Origin of the sequence: Halorubrum sp. SP3, from assembly GCF_005435195.1 — an archaeon.
Classification (GTDB): Archaea; Halobacteriota; Halobacteria; order Halobacteriales; family Haloferacaceae; genus Halorubrum; species Halorubrum sodomense.
Genome location: NZ_SGTU01000001.1, coordinates 152,183 through 167,789, shown reverse-complemented (window position 1 = coordinate 167,789; position 15,607 = coordinate 152,183). Strand labels below are relative to the sequence as shown.

Genomic DNA, 15,607 nt, shown 5'->3' with positions numbered 1-15,607 from the left:
CTCCGGGTCCGAACGGGACAGAACCGGATCAGAGGGCCCGATACCGCCCGTTCGACTCGGTGACTTCCCCTCGGCGCGCGAGGCGAGTCAGAATCTCTCGGGCCGCGTCGGCGGGGACGCCGGCGGCCGCGGCGCGTTCCACCACGGCCGACTCGGTGGGATCGTCGACCGCGTCGACCGCGTCGCGGACGATCTCGGTGCGACTCCGCGAGTCGCCCCCGCCGCCCTCGGCCCGGTCCCCGGCCTCGTCGACTGCGTCGGCGTCGACGCCCGCGGACTCGAGGTACTTCCGGTCGTCGATGCCGGCGTCCTCGACCGCGGCTTCGAGGTCGGCGACGTGGTCGACCTCGGCGAAGGCGGCGCTGTCGCCGCGCTTCTTCGCGAGGAGCGCCGACCGAGCCTCCTGCGCGGCCGCGCGGTCCTCGGACTCGAAGAAGCGCTTGAGCTTCGCCGTCCGGTGGGTCTTGCCGCACCGTGAGCACTGCGCCGTCTCGCTCGTCTCCGGGTCCGTGACCAGCCACATGTTGGCGCACTCGTTGCAGCCGACGACCGCGTACATACGAGGGGATTCGCCGGCCCCGAATGTGAACCCTCGGTCCCAGAATACGACGCCGTCGTCGACCACACCATCACTGCCGTGGCGCGTGCCCCCGAGTGGCCGCCGAAGGCGGCCGCGAGGAGCACGCGCGAGGGAGTCAGTCGCCGGAGCAAGGCGACGGCGACTGACGAGGCTGGGGAGGCGTGAGGTGCGGGGCGGTGCGGGGCGGGATTCAAAGGGGCAGCCGCGAGGGCGAAGACGGGCGACGTAAGGACCGCAGGAGCGAGCGAAGCGAGCGACGAGGACCGCAGCGAGCCCATCGAGCCCTCGCGGCTGGGGCTTTGGAGGCAGTGTCGCCGAGAGGCCCGGCTGAGTGTCGCCGAGCGGCTGGGGCTTTGGAGGCAGTTGTCTCCGAGCGATCGTTGGCCTCGTCTCACCGACCGACGACCCAGTGTCGACTGGCGACAGCCACAGGGCCCCCGTATCAGTCCGATTCGATCTCGTTCGCGGCTGCCAGCACCTCGTCGTGGAGGGCGCCGTTCGAGGCGACCAGCCCTTTCGAGTCGTGGCGCCACCGGTTCCCCTCCAAGTCCGTCACGCGCCCGCCGGCCCGCCGAACCACGAAGACCCCCGCAACCGTGTCCCAGGGGTTCGCGCGGAGGTTCGTGATCGTCCCCTCCAACCCGCCCGCGGCGACGGTCGGCAGCACCACCTGCGCGGCGCCGAGCCGGCGCATGTCCCCGAAGCGGGCCACGATCGCCTCGCAGGCGCGAGCGTACTCGTCGCGGGCGTCGTACGCCCACCAGATCGTCGGGTCGACGGCCGCGTCGCGGGGCTCGCTCGCGTCGCTCACCGCGATCGGGTCGCTGTTGCGGTACGCGCCCGTGGCGTCGGCGGTGTAGGTGTCGCCGAGCGCGGGCGCGACGATGGCGGCCGCGACCGGCTCGCCGTCGAGGACGGCCGCGACCGCGGTGGCCCAGATCCGGACGTCGCGGACGTAGTTGTTCGTCCCGTCGATGGGGTCGATCACCCACGCGGCGCCGTCGTCGGGCACGGTCTTGCGCTCGTCCTCCTCCTCGCCGACGACCGCGTCGTCTGGGTACGACTCGCGGATTTTCTCGATGACGGTGCGCTGGGCGGCGCGGTCGGCCTCCGTCACTACGTCGTCCTCGCCCTTCGTCTCCACGTCGATGTCGCTGCGGAACCCCTCGTTCGCGACCGCGGCGCCGGCCCGCGCCGCGCGCTCCGCGACCGCGGCGCGCTCGGCGACGTCGTCCGCGCGGTCCGCGACGGGGGGCACGTCATCGGCGTCGCGCTCGTCTGCGTCGGTCATGGCGCCAGTCCACCGCCCGGCGGCGTATAAACGTCGATTCGGCGCGGGGAGCGCGTCGAAATTAACTCGATTTCGAATCCGAGTAGTTTTAAGTGGGTCGACCCCGGTGGATCGGGTATGGAACCCGAAGAAGCGGTCCGCCAGCTCGAGTACACCATCGACGTCTCGCTCGACGAAATCGGTCAGCGCGCCGCCGCGGCCTACCGGCCCACCTTCGAGCGCGTGGCCGAGCGCGCGGACGGGACCGCGGTGTACGACCTCGCGGGCGAGCTCTCACAGGAGGTCGTCGACGGCTCCCGCCCCTCTCCGGCGGAGGCGAACGCGGTCGCCGAGCGCGTGCTCGACGACTGGGCGTACACCGACGGCGGGGAGTAGTAACAGACTGTCATACAGTTCCCCTACGGTCCGACCATCAGACACCCGTCGAACGGCCAATTATTAACCGCCGAGCGAACTGCGAGCGTATCTGCGATTCCACCGTCAAGTTACTACCCTGCCGAAGACGGCAGCGGTTCCCGCAATCAGTAGGTGCGGCGTCTACGTACTCCCTCGCGCTCGTGATCTCTGGTCGTATTCTGTCGGTTCCGAGGCGTTTCCGACCACTCCGCACGCCACAGCCCGCTGATATCTACCTGCTCCCTCACAGACGGAATTACGACCTCGATACGGTTCGGAAACGCGCTCAGTACGCTCTGGGGCCCGCGTGTCGACTACGTGGTCCGCGTGAGTCAGCTACCCCTCCGGGAACTGATCGAGAAGTCGCCGTGACGGTCGTCGCCGCCCGGCAACTGGTATTGATTCGCCGCAGTCGCTGCGAACGTACTCACTCCCTATTCGGGGTCGGACGTGGTCGATCAGTCTTCGTCAAGGCTCTCTGACCGTTGGGCTTTCAACTGCCTTACTTCTCGCTCCACGTCGAGGTCCGAAAGCTCGTCGAGACTCACCGTCACCGTCTGTGACGCCCTCTCACCGCTATCACGGTTCGTTCCCTGTTCGTTCCCTGTTCGGTCTCGGCGACCGGGTGCGTCCGACGGCTCGGTAAGCAGGACATCAATCCGCCGAACTAACACGTACGCCGTTACTGCCGTCCCCGCTGAGACGGACGCGTAAACGGCTAACAACGCCTCTACGCCGAACCGAGACTCCAGAACCGGGCCGGCCAGCCACGCGAACACGCACACTCCCACCAAGAGACCGGTCGAGAAAGGGACGGCTCTGCTCATGCCCCGGCTTGGATGTCTATGGATAAACACTTTTGCCCGCGTCCGCGCTCCGCCGGCCCGCATTCCCCGACGAGTCCGAAATGGCTCCGTCGTACCCACCGGTGGCCGGTAGCAGACACTCTCGTTTCCGTGGCACATCGGCGAGCGAGAGACCGTATCAGGCGGCCCGAGCGACGTCGCCGGGATGGTCCGTCTCGAATATCCGCGCTCCACACTCCTGACAGGAGACGGCGACGATATCCATCGACCGGCAGCAAGACTCGACGGTATCCTCCTCCATCATGACGGCCCCGGCACATTCGGGACACTCCTCGAGGAACAGCCGCAGAGCGTACAGGAGCTGGCTCTGTTGCCGGAGACCGAGCGTTTGCCACCCGTCGAGCCGATCCCCCAGCTCCGTCGCAGCCGCCACGTCCGCGAGGAACGCCCCCCGAGATTCCCATTGTCCGACCTGCGTCTCGTCGGCGTACGCCACGAACGCCTCGCCGAACTCCTCGAAGCGTAGGATATCGGCCTCCACACCGAGAATATCCGCTAACTCGGCGCGCGAAGTCTCCGCCGACCGAACGGACTCCAACCGATCGCTCCATGCGGTCCGGAACTCGTCGGTCAGACAGAGGTCGTCCACGTCCTCACACGGTTCCACCGCCTCCGCACGCAGCAAGACGGTCTCCACGTCGAGGTCCTCGTCAGCGGAGACCGCGCCCCTAGGTTGCGGATCCTTGTCAAACCACCGCAGTAGCCAGTCGGGGAAATACCGCTTCGTGAGCGTCGGCGTTCCGGGGACGAGATACCCCCGAAGAGCGATGCTCACGGCCGACAGTCCGAGTACGATACCTCCGACGACCGTTCCGACTACCGCCCCCGCGCTCGTCCCGACCGCGCCCCCAATCACTGCGGCGGCGACGACACCGATAGCGCTGTTCACGATCGTACACGGAACGCACCGCTGTTCGCCCGTGTACTCGGGCTGTCGGACCCGGCTCACTACGTCGCCAATGCTCATAGTCGGAACAAATCGTGTCTACAGATTAAATGTTTATGATGGATTACACGACCTCGACGGACACGAATTGCCGTCCGAGACGATTTCAACCCGTCTCACGACGAGAAGTGACCCGGCATCCACGGGATCGCATCGCGCCGGCTGAGACGGGTCGGCCTGGTCGCCTTTACGACGCCGACCAGAGCGGCACGGTCGAAGCCGTCCAGCGACGAGCGTCGGGGTCCGACTGGGAGTCATCCCTCGAAGGCGAACGGCGACGGACGCGTTCGCCCGTGCCGTCTTCACCGGACGACGCGCGAAGATACCCGGTACTGCCCTCGTACGTGAGATACTCGGACGTCTCTCCGACTCGTTCCAGTAATTTTAATCCGCTCGTTACGTTATGGTCGCCGTGTTCGGTGCCTTTCACCCCCGTCTGCCCCGCGAGCCACCGGGTCGCCCGGCGACGTCGGTCCCGCTCATCGTCGATGATAATTATCACCGATAGAAATTCGCACGAAACGGTTTTATTCTTGACCGCTGAATTCGGGTTTAAGGCACCAACGAGGCCGCTACTGAGTAAATTAGCATACCCATGACGGTTAACTCACAATCGGAATCACAAACCATGTTACAGGAGCATAACCAGCGAGGACCGCAGGACGCAGCGAAGCATCTGGGTCTGGGGTTCATGTATCACGACGAACGGGAACGGGAGCTGGCGATAGAAGCGTTCGCGGTCGCCGACGCATTTCAGTTCAAACACCTCGACGAGGAAGCCGTGCGCGAGGCGAGCGAAGCGTACGTCGACGCCTTATGGGAGAAGGACCGCATCGAGTCGGCGTGTACCGTCGACGGAGAGTTCGATCTGCCCGCCCTCGACGACGCCGACTGGTCGCCCGTCCGGGAGGCCTTCGGGCGGCGGGCCTCGGTCGTCGGCATGGACCCGAAATACGCCGAGCTGTCCACGGTCGCGTGGCGGCGCCACAAGGTCGGCGGCGACTACTGGACCCCGATGAAGCAGGCACAGGTGTACGAGCTCCGGGCGGCGCTTCAGGACCCCGAGTACCCCCACAAGCCGCGGGGCGGTCAGTCAGGTCACGGGCCGGAGGCGGCGCAGTACGCGCTCGGCGTCGAGCTACACGACACGCGACGGTTCGACGAGATGACCGACGTGATGGTACCGTACTTCGAGCGGATCGCTCGACGACACCAGCGGCACAACGACGAGGAGTGGGACGTTTCGGGGACGCTCGGTCAGTAGGCGACTCGAACGCGCCGCGCACTCAACCGCTCCGAGACGCATCTGAGCGATAGCAGACGGCGAGCGGACTACCGTACGCCGCACCGATGTCCGTCACCGGGGCAACGCTGGCCCGCCGCGAGGTGGCTCGATCAGTCTTCAGACGCGAATTTCTGGAGGTAGAACCACCGCAGCGTCCACAGCTGGTAGGAGATGGAGATAACGAACGCGAACAGGAACACGGTCGCAAACAGCAGCGATTCGACCTCGGCGAAGAACGCGATGTCCGTGTCAGCCGCCACCACGGTGATGAGCCCGAGTACACCGAGGCTCCGGTAATACGTATCCCAAGTGATGCCCAGCGGCGTGACGACGTTCATGTACACGTCGACCTCCCGGGCGGTCTCGCGGAGGGTGACGACCTTCTCGTCCCTGTCGAAGTCGACGAACCCGAGTTCTTCGAGCTTCGGCAGGTGGGTTTGACTCAGCGTGTTGTAGACGCTCTGCCGGCAGTCTCGGGGCGGCGGCGACTCGCCCACCTCGCGTTCGGCGATGTGGTCGGACAGCTCGCGGACCTCGACCGGTCTCAGTCGCTGCTTGAGATACTCGAGCGCCAGTCGCCGCCGGTCGTTTCGGAGGACGTCGTGAATCTCCTTCGTGTCGGTGCGGTCCCGCCGTAGTTGCTGCGTAAACATGTGTGACAGTCCACCCCGATCCGTTGTTTGCTGTGTCTGATACAAACAGCGTAAACATGGTTCATATAGTTTTTCAAATATCAGAAATTCAATAGTAACGTGAGAGCAAAACACGCGATGGCAGTTAGTCTCCCAGCTACGGGGCCCCCGGTACTAGTACCGAAAAGACCACCTCAATCGGTCGTTATCGTATTTCAATCCTCGCCTAACGGATCACAGGACCAAGTTGACGGATTACAGAGTGATATTGATCCAAAATCCATCATAATTCTTAAACTTTAATAGCGGGTTGAAACCGCTGAACAGTATGTTCAACAAAACTGAGGTGTTTATAACTTTAAGTTGGGGTGTCAATGGGCTGCGTACGTTCGGCCCGCCCGTGACGGGTGGAAGCCGGACACCAAACCCATGTCAAACGACAGCAAATACAGCCTCTCCCGGCGGAAGGCGCTCCTCGGACTCGGCACGGTCGGTATCGCCGGCGCCGGCGCTGGAGTCGGGACGAGCGCACTGTTCAGCGATACCGAATCGTTCGAAGACAACACGATCACAGCGGGAACGCAGAACCTGATCGTAAACGCGGAAATCGTCGACGCTACGACCTTCGAAGGGAATGCTGGTTCGGTCAGCATCGAAAACACTACCGTGGACGGAGCAGAACCGGCAGTGGGAATTACTGTCGAGGACATCAAGCCCGGTGACAGCTTCGTCATCGCCGTTGACCCTGTGGTGACTGGGAACCCAGGCTACCTCGCTCTCACGGGTGACGTGACTGAAAACGCGGACAACGTCAATACTGAGCCCGAAGCTAGTGCGGACGGCAACATCACTAACTCAACTGCTACCCAGGGTACCCAGGGTGAACTCCTCAACTACCTCGAAATCACGTCTCTTGGGTACGAATCTGGTGATGCGAATAATGGGGCCCCAAGTAGTTCTGTCTCGATCACAGATGACGACGGATTCCCGGGTGACTTCCCCAACAGCACCGGTAACTCGATCCTGTTGGCCGACCTCCTGAGCGGACTGCTCTACCGGGGACGGGACGGAGGCACTCCTGCCGGCCACGGTGCTGCTGGTGACTCTGCTACGCGAGTCGGCGGTGACACCAGTCAAGCTAACGTCGATACGAATCGCGTGACCCATCTCGTCGAATTCACACTACCGGTTAGTGTTGGAAACGTCGTTCAGGGGGACAGTCTCACTTTCGACCTCACTTGGAGCCTCGAGCAGGTGCGGAACAACTCCGAACCCGCGAACGCCTCTGAGGTCGACGGTAGCGCGAACTAAGATACTCGAACCAACCGAAGCAGTTCCCGACCCATACGGTGTCCGGGGTCGCCTCGTAGGCGGCCCGGTCCGCGGTGACGCCGCGTAACGGCGGTTCGACTCCGCCGGTGGGTCTTCCCCAGGAGGGGACGAACAATGTCAAGCGACAACAACTTAGAACTCTCGCGGCGCAAGATCCTCGCCGGTATGGGCGCGGTCGGTGCGGCCGGCGCCGGCGCGGGGATCGGGACGAGCGCCCTGTTCAACGATACGGAGAGCTTCGAGGACAACCAACTGACGGCGGGAAGCCTCGACCTCAAGATAGACTGGGAGGAACACTACTCCTTCCCACAGATCTACGACGACTTCGGTGACCCGACTGTCGAAGGCGGGACCGAACTCGACGTGATCAGAGAGGACCCGGCGGACGTTTCCGGGCTCAACGCAGACAACTACACCGGCCTGCCGATTCCGGAGTCGGACGCGGAGGGACGGGACCCGGTCGTTTGGGCGCGAAACAACGACGATCCGACGGGCACCGGTGAGTCCAGCCTCGAACTCTACTTCGCGAACACGGTCATCGAGGCCTTCCCGGACGACAACGCTACGGACCCCAAAGGGACGTTCACGACCGTCGACGAGGACGGGATCCGCGTCGAGTCTCCGTGTAACGCCCTCTCTGACGTTCCGGAACCGGGGCTGTTGACGTATAACGAGGACGGGGTCGCGGGCGGTAACTTCCAGAACCCCGGTCGGACGTTCAACGCCGACACCTACGACAGCGACGCCGAGGAGTACAACCCGCTCCTCAACCTCACCGACGTCAAGCCGGGCGACTTCGGGGAGTTCACCTTCAGTACGCACCTCTGCGACAACCCCGGGTACCTCTGGATGACGATGCCCGGTGGACTCACTGAGGCGGAGAACGGCGTCACGGAGGCCGAAGCGGAGTCGTCGAACGAAGACGGCACGGTGAGCGAGCCAGGTGGCGACCCCGAACTCGCCGAGAACGTCGAAACGACCCTGTGGTACGACAATAATTGTAACAACAGGATCGACGGTGCGGCGGAACCATTGGTCGTGCTGGCCGTCTTGGACACCTCCCAGTCTCAGCAATCTGTCCTCCAGGACATCCTCGATGCTGGAGCCCAGTACGTTGAGCGGTTGGCCGCCGACGCGGACGCCGAGGTTTACGCCGGCGTGATCACGCTTGACGACACGGGTGACGGCCGGGATGCAACGTTGCGGAGTCTGTCTACTCCCGACAGACCCCCGATCACTGAGGTCGAAGACTACGTCGACTCGAACGGGGACGCGAGGTTCGAACTTGGCGGAGATATCATTCCTGGTGAGGACGAGGTAGGTGGTAACTCGCCGCTTCCGCACGCGCTCGACGTCGCTCGCGAGTACCTCAACGACCAGGTCGCTAACGATCCTAACGGGGTTGGCCTACCGAGTGACCCAAACAAAGAGATCATACTGCTGTCGGATGGGGCGCCTAGCTACGGGACAGGTGGCGGCGGTTCGCAGGCGGGAACCGGCCGGGGCGCACTAATCGACCCCGATGACAACTTGGTACAAGATAGCAGCGGCGATAACATCGTTTCCGACTTCTTCGACGGAAGTGCGAACAACTCTGATATCAAATATCCCAACCCAGAAACAGATCCTTCCTTTGGGACGGCCCGAGCTGAGACAGTGCTTGTCGCACGAGACCTCGACGGTGAGACCTTCGCACCGGGTACTCCGCAAGAACAGACGCAAACCGCCAAAGTCGACAATCCTGATCAAGACGGAGACCCCGCTGACATCTCTGGAGACAACGGAATAACCGTTAAGGGGATCGTAAGCTACGATCCAAGCAATCTTGACCCTGACGCAGAAGACAGGGCAGAAAACACGCTCCAGGCGATCTCAACGGGGCAAGGTGCCGGGAACTTCTACAACCTCCCACAGAGCACTCCGGAAGACGTCGGAGACGACGTCTTCGCGGACACTAACGTCCAGACCGGCGGCGAGGAGATCATCTTCCGCGGGACGCTCGACGAGCTAGCAACCGAACTGGACCCAGCACAAGACGGTCCGGTCGCGCTCGACTTCGACCGCGTGACCGACGCGCAGGACCCGTATCCCGCGAGCAGCACCCACTGCTTCGGCCTAGCCTGGTGGGTGCCGGAGGACGTCGGAAACGAGATCCAGAGCGACTCGGCGAGCTTCGACCTCGGATTCGTCACCGAACAGGCGCGCAACAACGACGACCCTGGTCAGACGTTCGGATTCTGACAGGGATAGCATCGCACGCCAATCGTCCCCTCCCGCGCAGTTCGCCCACTCGGAGCACGGCGCCGTCGGCATCGACGGCCCGTGACGCGGCCGCGCCGCGGAACGGCGTCTCCGGCTCTGCCGGAGGCTCGTTGCGCAGGTTCGCTGCGGAACGGCGGTTCGACTCCGCCGGTGGGTTTCCCCTACACCAGGGGTGAACGAAGACAACACCATGTCGGAAGATAACATGAATCTATCGCGGCGGAAGATCCTAGGCGCGACAGCGGCCGTCGGTGTCGCCGGCGCGGGGGCGGGCGTCGGGACCAGCGCGCTGTTCAGCGACGAGGAGTCGTTCGATGATAACTCGATCACTGCGGGCGAGCTCGACCTGTACGTCGACTACAGGACATCGGTCGACCAGGGCGGGGTCGAAACCGGTGGCACGCCTGAAGACGGCTCACCAAACACTGGCACGATCCAGGGCGGGGTATCGGGCGAGTACCAGATCGCGGACGTTAAGCCCGGTGACAGCGGTGAACTGGAGTTCGACCCGAAGATCGTCGACAACAGCGGGTGGGTGTTCGTCGGCAGCGTCGACGGGGTGACGGACTACGAGAACGGGCGGACCGAACCGGAGGAAGATGTCGACAGTTCGGGCGGCGGCAACCTCGATAACGGGACGAATGACGGCCAAGGAGCCGGCGAACTCTCCGAGGCGATCCAGGTCACGGTGAAGTACATCGACCCGAACGGCGGGGAACGCGAACTCAACAACCCCACGGATTACACGCTCGCCGATCTGCTCAAGGAACTCGAAAGCGGCTTCCTCCTCGACGGAAAGCCGTTCTCCGCCGATCCACCCGGTACGCAGCCCTACCCGAGTTCGCCGGACCAGAGCGCACAGAACGGACCCGGCGTCGTTATCGAGTGGGAGGTGCCGACGAGCGTCGGGAACGAGATTCAGTCCGACGCGGTCGAGTTCGACATCACGTTCTCCGCGCTCCAGTCCCGGAACAACGGGGAACCGGAGAACCCGTTCGCCGATACGACGGTATTCCCGGGTGACGACATCGCGAATATCGTCAGTAACGCCAGCCAAGACGAGATAATCAGCGTCTTCGGTGGCGCTTTCGGAGACGGAAATCCGTACACAAATCCGCTCGACATTGACACTCAGGGGCTGACGCTGGCAAGAGCGAGCGCCGAGCGCCCGTTCATCAAGGCGCAGGTAGTCGCCAGCGCCAACGAGACTAGGCTGTCTGGTTTCAGAATCTCGCCGCCTCCAGCGGACAGTAATCCCACTGGTGAAGCAGTTAGAGTCAGCAATTCGTCCGACGACGTCGTTATTGCGAATAATATCGTCGAAGACTTCGAGCACGATACGAGTAGTGGCTTCAGCGAGGATCTCTCAGCGATCAACGTTTTCGGTGGCAACAGCGCCGATGCGGTCGAGAACGTGACCGTCTCGAACAACGTTGTCCGGCGCATTGACGGACCGAGCGGCTCTGGTTCCGTCGGGATCAGCATCCAAGGCAACGTCGATGGGGCCACAGTAAGAGACAACAACGTATCCGAGGTGGGAGAAGAGGAGTCCTCATACGCGTTCGGTGTGGTGATTCGTGGGACCGATAATCACAGTGTTGACCCGAAGAACGTCGACATCGTCAGTAACGACATTAGCTCGGTCCTCGCCAGTGACAGCACACCGTACTTGGGAGTTGGCTTCGGTGTCGAGGCCGACGGGACCGACTATCTGGCCCGCGGCAATACGATTAATAACGTCAATATTGGTGTTGAATTAAAAGGGGCCGCTACAGAGACGGTTCTAACTGGGAATAGCATCAGTAACATCGACAACAGCGTCAACAACACCAATAACCCGGGCGTCCCACCGCTGTATCTCGGGGACCAGACCGGAAACGCACCCCTCGCGACGTTTATCGCCGACAACTCATACGATGTTGGGGTGGAATCAGACGGGCCGTTCGGAGCATATCAGCAGGCGATCGTCCCGCAGTAGTGTACGCCTAACTAACGGCGGTAACCCACGCTGGCATTTCGCCGGTTCGATTCCGGCGGTGGGCATTCCCCACGGATGGGGAAGCGAGGGGAGAGACCATGTCAAACAATAACTTGGAACTATCGCGGCGGAAGATCCTGGGGAGCGTGGGAGCGGTCGGCGCGGCGGGAGCCGCGGCCGGGCTCGGGACGAGCGCGCTCTTCAGCGACGAGGAATCGTTCGAAGACAACTCGATCACCGCGGGCACGCTCGACATGACCGTCGACGCGCGCGTCCCCGACGGTGCGATCAACGACGAGTGGGCCGACGCTGTCGATTTCGACGAATACGACTCCGACTCTCACCCACACAGGTGTCCGGCGTCTCCGGCTCGGCCGGAGGATCCGACGGCGGTTCGACTCCGCCGGTGGGTCTCGGGAAACTGACCCGACGCATGACCAACTCGCACCGACCGCGCCGACACATGATAGAGGGCGCCGCCACTCGCGGATCTCCCCATAGGAGTCCCATCAGGGTGTACATCGACGACGGAACCCACCGAGCGACGATTCGAAACCTGACAGCCAAACAATTATTATATTGTGTGAGAGACACGCACGCGAAATGCGTCCGAGGCGACCCAGTGGACGTGTTCGACAGCCCCGAGTGGGCCTCGACCTGCGCGCACTCTGACGGCAGTGCGTCCCGGAGCGGCGGTGAGGTGACCAGTCGAACCCACGCAACCACAGCCGAACACGGACCGTAGATGACAGACCACAGCATCAACCGGCGGCGGCTGATCGGCATGCTCTCGGGTACCGGAATAGCCGCATTCGTCGGTCTCGGATATGCGGCCGGGGACCCGATCAGGTACACGTACGCGTCCTCGCACAGCTGTGACGAGTACACGCTTGACGCCGAATGGCGGGAGACGTACACCAGGAACGGGGAGACGACCCTGCTCGAGGACACGACGCCGGACGGAAGCGGAAGCGAGCCCGACGAGCCCGGGCTCATCCAGTTGGACAACGTACTCCCGGGCGACAGGGGGACGGTCAGTTTCAGTCTCACGGCGGATCGAACGAATCCCGACGCGAGCGACACGGTCTCGCCGACGCTCGGAATCGATCTCACCGACCGTGCCGAAAACGGTCTCACCGACCCCGAGGAAGCCGCGGGCGACACCACCGAAACGGTCGGCGAGCTCCAGGAGTACCTCCAGGTCACCGTCTGGAAGAACACGGGCATCTTGGGAATCGACGCGCTCGGGGCCGACGACCTCACTCAGCAGATCACGGAGCCGACGCTGTCCGAGGGGACGCTCGCCGACGTGGCTGCCGACCTGAGTGACGAGGAACTCGGAACTATCGACGCTACCGTGGACGACGATTCCGTGTCGGTGACGCTCCGATGGGAGTTCGCCAACGACGCGCACATCAACGAGGCGCAAACCGACTCCGTCACCTTCGCACTCGATATCGGTTGCGGGGGTGATAGCGCATGAGCGCTCCGCACCCCGACCGGCGCTTCACCCCCGCGTCGTCTGACACCGGTCTATCATCCAGTAACTATATGTCAGTAGCAGATAAAGAATTGACACGTAACCGGACACGATGTCGCGGCTCCCAGGGGGGGTAACACATGCAACAGCCGGACCTGACCCGTCGACAGGTGCTCTCGGGCATCGCCGTGACCGGCGGGGCCGGGGCGCTCACCGGGAGAGGTACGGCTGCGATTTTCACCGACGAGGAGACGTTCACGAACAACGCCCTCACGGCGTCGACGAGTTCCGCGGGCGTGGTGGAATTAGATGTAACTGTCGATTCTTTGGATAGCGCCGACGGGCTCAACTGTACGATCAGCGTTCCCGATCTCACCAACAACAACCCGTCGTACATCTGGGTTCAGCCGGCGACCTGCCCCGAGCCGATCGACGAGGCCGAGCAGGTCGATGTCGAACTCCGGATCGATCGCGACGGCGGCGACAGTGTCGTCATCGTCGCCGGGACGCTAAAAAGCGTCATCAACGAGTTACGCGAGGACGAGGGAGCAGTACTCCGTTCTGTCAACGACGACCCACGGTGCTTCGAGCCGGGCGAGAGCGTGGATCTCGTGCTCGAAGTGATCTCGTCTGCGACCGACGCGGACTTCGACTTCGAACTGGAGTTCTACGCCGAGCAGTGTCGATACAACACCGGAACGAGCACGCCGTTTCCATCGCTGGGTTCCTGTGGCGGAACAACCACACAGACGGTTAATGCGATCAGCTGGATCGCATTTTGCTCGGAGAATAACGCCGATCTCGACCCAATTCCCGAAATAAATGCTACCGACGGCGACGAACCAACTTCGGTTGACTGGAAAACTGAGTCGGACGTAGACTATGTCACTGTCAAATCTGGACAGAACTTTACCGTATACAACTACAGCGACAGCAGCAGCACAACAGACGGCACAGTAATGTCTGGCAACGACGGAGGTGCGGATTATTATGATACCGACCCGCCCAACAACGTGTCGAGTACCCCGTGTAACTTAGTTGAGAAGGTTGACGGTAGTCCCTCAGATATTGAAACGTCGGTGAAACTGGACTGGGACGAAGAGAACAAAGAATTCATCAGTGAAAGCTAATGACCGACGAAAACACCTCATCCACGACCACGGACTCACCGTTCGCGGACGTCTCTTGGAGACGGATCGCGAACATCGTTGGGCTGATGATACTCGTTGCCATCGTCGTTCCGTTCGTCGTTTTCGCGGTTCCGCAAGTCGTCGGTGCGGACCAGAGCTACGTCGTCCTCTCGGGGAGCATGGAACCGGCGATGAGTCCCGGTGACGTCATCATCGTGAACAGCGTTCCGGCCGCGGCGATCGAGCGAAACGATGTCATCACCTTCGGGGGACAGGGAGGAGATACCCCGACGACCCACCGCGTGATCGAGGTGGTCGAACGGGACGGGACCACGGCGTTCCGAACGCAGGGCGATGCGAACGAAGACCCGGACGGGTCGCTCGTCACGCCGGACCAGCTCCAAGGGAAGGTGCTGTCGCCCGGCGGCTACCTCCTAGTCATTCCGCTCATCGGATACCTGATCAACTTCGCCAGCACACAATCCGGGTTCGTCCTGTTCGTTGCGCTCCCGGTCTCGTTGCTCGTTCTCAACGAGATTTGGAACGTCATTGCGTCGGCTCGTTCGAGCCCGGAAAGCGATGGCAACGCCGATGCCGAGGCGGCCGCGGACGCAGAGACCACGGGCACTGCGACAGCCGTCGAAGGGGAACCAGTTATCTCGGGCGATACGGCGGCGGCGGAAGCGACGACACAGCACAACGGTACCGCCGCGGCATCCGATGCTGACGATACGGGAATCAGCTTCACCGCTGCGGAGCTACAGCTCGGACTGGGAGTGAATGGTGCATTTTTGGCGTACAGCGTCTGGGTGGTGTACAGTATTTGGACCGCTTACGATACCGTCGAAACGTGGGCGCTCGGCGTCGTCGGCGCCGTTGGGGCGTCGTTCCTTCTGCTCAGTGGGCTGTACGTGTTCGGTGGTGACGGCGACGCGACTGACGGGGGAGATCGCGGCTCCGAGTCGCACCCGAACGCCGAGTCGGGTCAGCCCGTCATCTCTCCGAGCGAGACTGACGACACCCACACCGGAAGTGAATCCGTGTACTCGGAGAGTTCCGACGTTGAGGCCGGTTCCGAAGCGGCGGACGACGCTGTCTCTCGGCGAACCAACGGCGACGAACAAACGGCCACTCCGAAACGCGACCACGGAGACTCGGCTTCGGACGCCAATAGTTCGGGGGGTAAGAGCGATGCGTAAACGCGCCTTCATCTCGGTCGTTTTAGCGGTCTTTCTGGTGACCGCTGCGGCCTCAGGCGGCGTAACGGTCGGCGTTCTCTCCGACAGCGAGACGGTCTCGAGCACGCTGTCTGTCCAGAACTCTTCGGAAACGAACGGAACCACCGTGACATCGATTTCCAACACGCCAACCAGTAACACAACGACGAGCAATACGTCGGCCAGTAACACAACGACGAGCAATACGTCGG

At 62.7% G+C, this 15,607-nt stretch carries 15 protein-coding genes; 10 read left to right on the top strand and 5 right to left on the bottom strand.

Features of this window, described 5'->3' with window-relative positions; translation table 11 throughout:
- Positions 1–28 precede the first annotated feature (28 nt).
- Positions 29–559, bottom strand: a complete 531-nt coding sequence (locus tag EXE42_RS00865; protein WP_137705722.1) for a DUF5817 domain-containing protein — start codon at positions 557–559, stop codon at positions 29–31.
- 463 nt (positions 560–1,022) lie between these two features.
- Positions 1,023–1,871 carry an inositol monophosphatase gene (locus tag EXE42_RS00860; RefSeq protein WP_137705721.1) on the bottom strand — a complete coding sequence of 283 codons (849 nt, stop codon included), beginning with the start codon at positions 1,869–1,871 and terminating at the stop codon, positions 1,023–1,025.
- Between the two features lie 117 nt (positions 1,872–1,988).
- On the opposite strand from EXE42_RS00860, the gene EXE42_RS00855 reads away from it, so the two are divergent.
- The gene (locus EXE42_RS00855) at positions 1,989–2,246 is read left to right on the top strand and encodes a hypothetical protein (RefSeq protein ID WP_092919985.1); all 258 of its coding nucleotides are present in this window, start codon (positions 1,989–1,991) and stop codon (positions 2,244–2,246) included.
- Positions 2,247–2,725: 479 nt separating this feature from the next.
- On the opposite strand, the gene EXE42_RS00850 is transcribed toward EXE42_RS00855, so the two are convergent.
- Together EXE42_RS00850 and EXE42_RS00845 are read right to left on the bottom strand one after the other, a co-directional pair.
- Complete coding sequence (locus EXE42_RS00850) at positions 2,726–3,094, bottom strand: hypothetical protein (RefSeq protein WP_137705720.1); 369 nt, start codon at positions 3,092–3,094, stop codon at positions 2,726–2,728.
- A 157-nt stretch (positions 3,095–3,251) separates the two neighbouring features.
- Positions 3,252–4,100 (bottom strand): hypothetical protein, encoded by an 849-nt coding sequence (locus tag EXE42_RS00845; RefSeq protein ID WP_137693452.1) that lies wholly within the window; start codon positions 4,098–4,100, stop codon positions 3,252–3,254.
- A 670-nt stretch (positions 4,101–4,770) separates the two neighbouring features.
- On the opposite strand from EXE42_RS00845, the gene EXE42_RS00840 reads away from it, so the two are divergent.
- On the top strand, positions 4,771–5,343 hold the full coding sequence (locus EXE42_RS00840) for a hypothetical protein (protein ID WP_137693451.1): 573 nt from the start codon (positions 4,771–4,773) through the stop codon (positions 5,341–5,343).
- Positions 5,344–5,474: 131 nt separating this feature from the next.
- Here the strand turns inward: EXE42_RS00840 and EXE42_RS00835 are convergent, their stop codons facing one another.
- The gene (locus EXE42_RS00835; RefSeq protein ID WP_137693450.1) at positions 5,475–6,017 is read right to left on the bottom strand and encodes a hypothetical protein; all 543 of its coding nucleotides are present in this window, start codon (positions 6,015–6,017) and stop codon (positions 5,475–5,477) included.
- A gap of 408 nt (positions 6,018–6,425) precedes the next feature.
- Here EXE42_RS00835 and EXE42_RS00830 point away from each other — a divergent pair, with 408 nt between their 5' ends.
- The 8 genes from EXE42_RS00830 to EXE42_RS19570 all read left to right on the top strand — a co-directional run.
- Positions 6,426–7,307 carry a SipW-dependent-type signal peptide-containing protein gene (locus EXE42_RS00830; protein ID WP_137693449.1) on the top strand — a complete coding sequence of 294 codons (882 nt, stop codon included), beginning with the start codon at positions 6,426–6,428 and terminating at the stop codon, positions 7,305–7,307.
- 135 nt (positions 7,308–7,442) lie between these two features.
- On the top strand, positions 7,443–9,569 hold the full coding sequence (locus tag EXE42_RS20990) for a SipW-dependent-type signal peptide-containing protein (protein ID WP_394347987.1): 2,127 nt from the start codon (positions 7,443–7,445) through the stop codon (positions 9,567–9,569).
- Between the two features lie 211 nt (positions 9,570–9,780).
- A complete protein-coding gene (locus EXE42_RS00820; protein ID WP_137693448.1) occupies positions 9,781–11,568 on the top strand; it encodes a SipW-dependent-type signal peptide-containing protein in 1,788 nt (595 codons plus the stop codon).
- Positions 11,569–11,666: 98 nt separating this feature from the next.
- Positions 11,667–11,993, top strand: coding sequence for a SipW-dependent-type signal peptide-containing protein (locus EXE42_RS00815; RefSeq protein WP_137693447.1), 327 nt, complete (start codon positions 11,667–11,669; stop codon positions 11,991–11,993).
- A gap of 320 nt (positions 11,994–12,313) precedes the next feature.
- A complete protein-coding gene (locus EXE42_RS00810) occupies positions 12,314–13,051 on the top strand; it encodes a hypothetical protein (RefSeq protein WP_137693446.1) in 738 nt (245 codons plus the stop codon).
- 137 nt (positions 13,052–13,188) lie between these two features.
- Entirely contained in the window at positions 13,189–14,178 is a 990-nt protein-coding gene (locus EXE42_RS00805; protein WP_137693445.1) for a hypothetical protein, read from the top strand.
- A complete protein-coding gene (locus EXE42_RS00800; RefSeq protein ID WP_137693444.1) occupies positions 14,178–15,377 on the top strand; it encodes a signal peptidase I in 1,200 nt (399 codons plus the stop codon). Before EXE42_RS00805 ends, EXE42_RS00800 begins: the two co-directional genes overlap by 1 nt.
- On the top strand, positions 15,370–15,607 hold a 238-nt coding region (locus tag EXE42_RS19570), incomplete at its 3' end, for a hypothetical protein (protein WP_206750712.1). The genes EXE42_RS00800 and EXE42_RS19570, both read left to right, overlap by 8 nt.

What these genes read in the sequence shown, in the direction of transcription:
- EXE42_RS00815 (WP_137693447.1), top strand. Translation starts at nt 11,667, where the DNA reads ATGTCAAACAATAACTTGGAACTATCGCGGCGGAAGATCCTGGGGAGC.
- EXE42_RS00820 (WP_137693448.1), top strand. Translation starts at nt 9,781, where the DNA reads ATGTCGGAAGATAACATGAATCTATCGCGGCGGAAGATCCTAGGCGCG.
- EXE42_RS00860 (WP_137705721.1), bottom strand. Translation starts at nt 1,871, where the DNA reads ATGACCGACGCAGACGAGCGCGACGCCGATGACGTGCCCCCCGTCGCG.
- EXE42_RS00805 (WP_137693445.1), top strand. Translation starts at nt 13,189, where the DNA reads ATGCAACAGCCGGACCTGACCCGTCGACAGGTGCTCTCGGGCATCGCC.
- EXE42_RS00810 (WP_137693446.1), top strand. Translation starts at nt 12,314, where the DNA reads ATGACAGACCACAGCATCAACCGGCGGCGGCTGATCGGCATGCTCTCG.
- EXE42_RS00830 (WP_137693449.1), top strand. Translation starts at nt 6,426, where the DNA reads ATGTCAAACGACAGCAAATACAGCCTCTCCCGGCGGAAGGCGCTCCTC.
- EXE42_RS00855 (WP_092919985.1), top strand. Translation starts at nt 1,989, where the DNA reads ATGGAACCCGAAGAAGCGGTCCGCCAGCTCGAGTACACCATCGACGTC.
- EXE42_RS00850 (WP_137705720.1), bottom strand. Translation starts at nt 3,094, where the DNA reads ATGAGCAGAGCCGTCCCTTTCTCGACCGGTCTCTTGGTGGGAGTGTGC.
- EXE42_RS00865 (WP_137705722.1), bottom strand. Translation starts at nt 559, where the DNA reads ATGTACGCGGTCGTCGGCTGCAACGAGTGCGCCAACATGTGGCTGGTC.
- EXE42_RS00800 (WP_137693444.1), top strand. Translation starts at nt 14,178, where the DNA reads ATGACCGACGAAAACACCTCATCCACGACCACGGACTCACCGTTCGCG.
- EXE42_RS00840 (WP_137693451.1), top strand. Translation starts at nt 4,771, where the DNA reads ATGTATCACGACGAACGGGAACGGGAGCTGGCGATAGAAGCGTTCGCG.
- EXE42_RS00845 (WP_137693452.1), bottom strand. Translation starts at nt 4,100, where the DNA reads ATGAGCATTGGCGACGTAGTGAGCCGGGTCCGACAGCCCGAGTACACG.
- EXE42_RS00835 (WP_137693450.1), bottom strand. Translation starts at nt 6,017, where the DNA reads ATGTTTACGCAGCAACTACGGCGGGACCGCACCGACACGAAGGAGATT.
- EXE42_RS20990 (WP_394347987.1), top strand. Translation starts at nt 7,443, where the DNA reads ATGTCAAGCGACAACAACTTAGAACTCTCGCGGCGCAAGATCCTCGCC.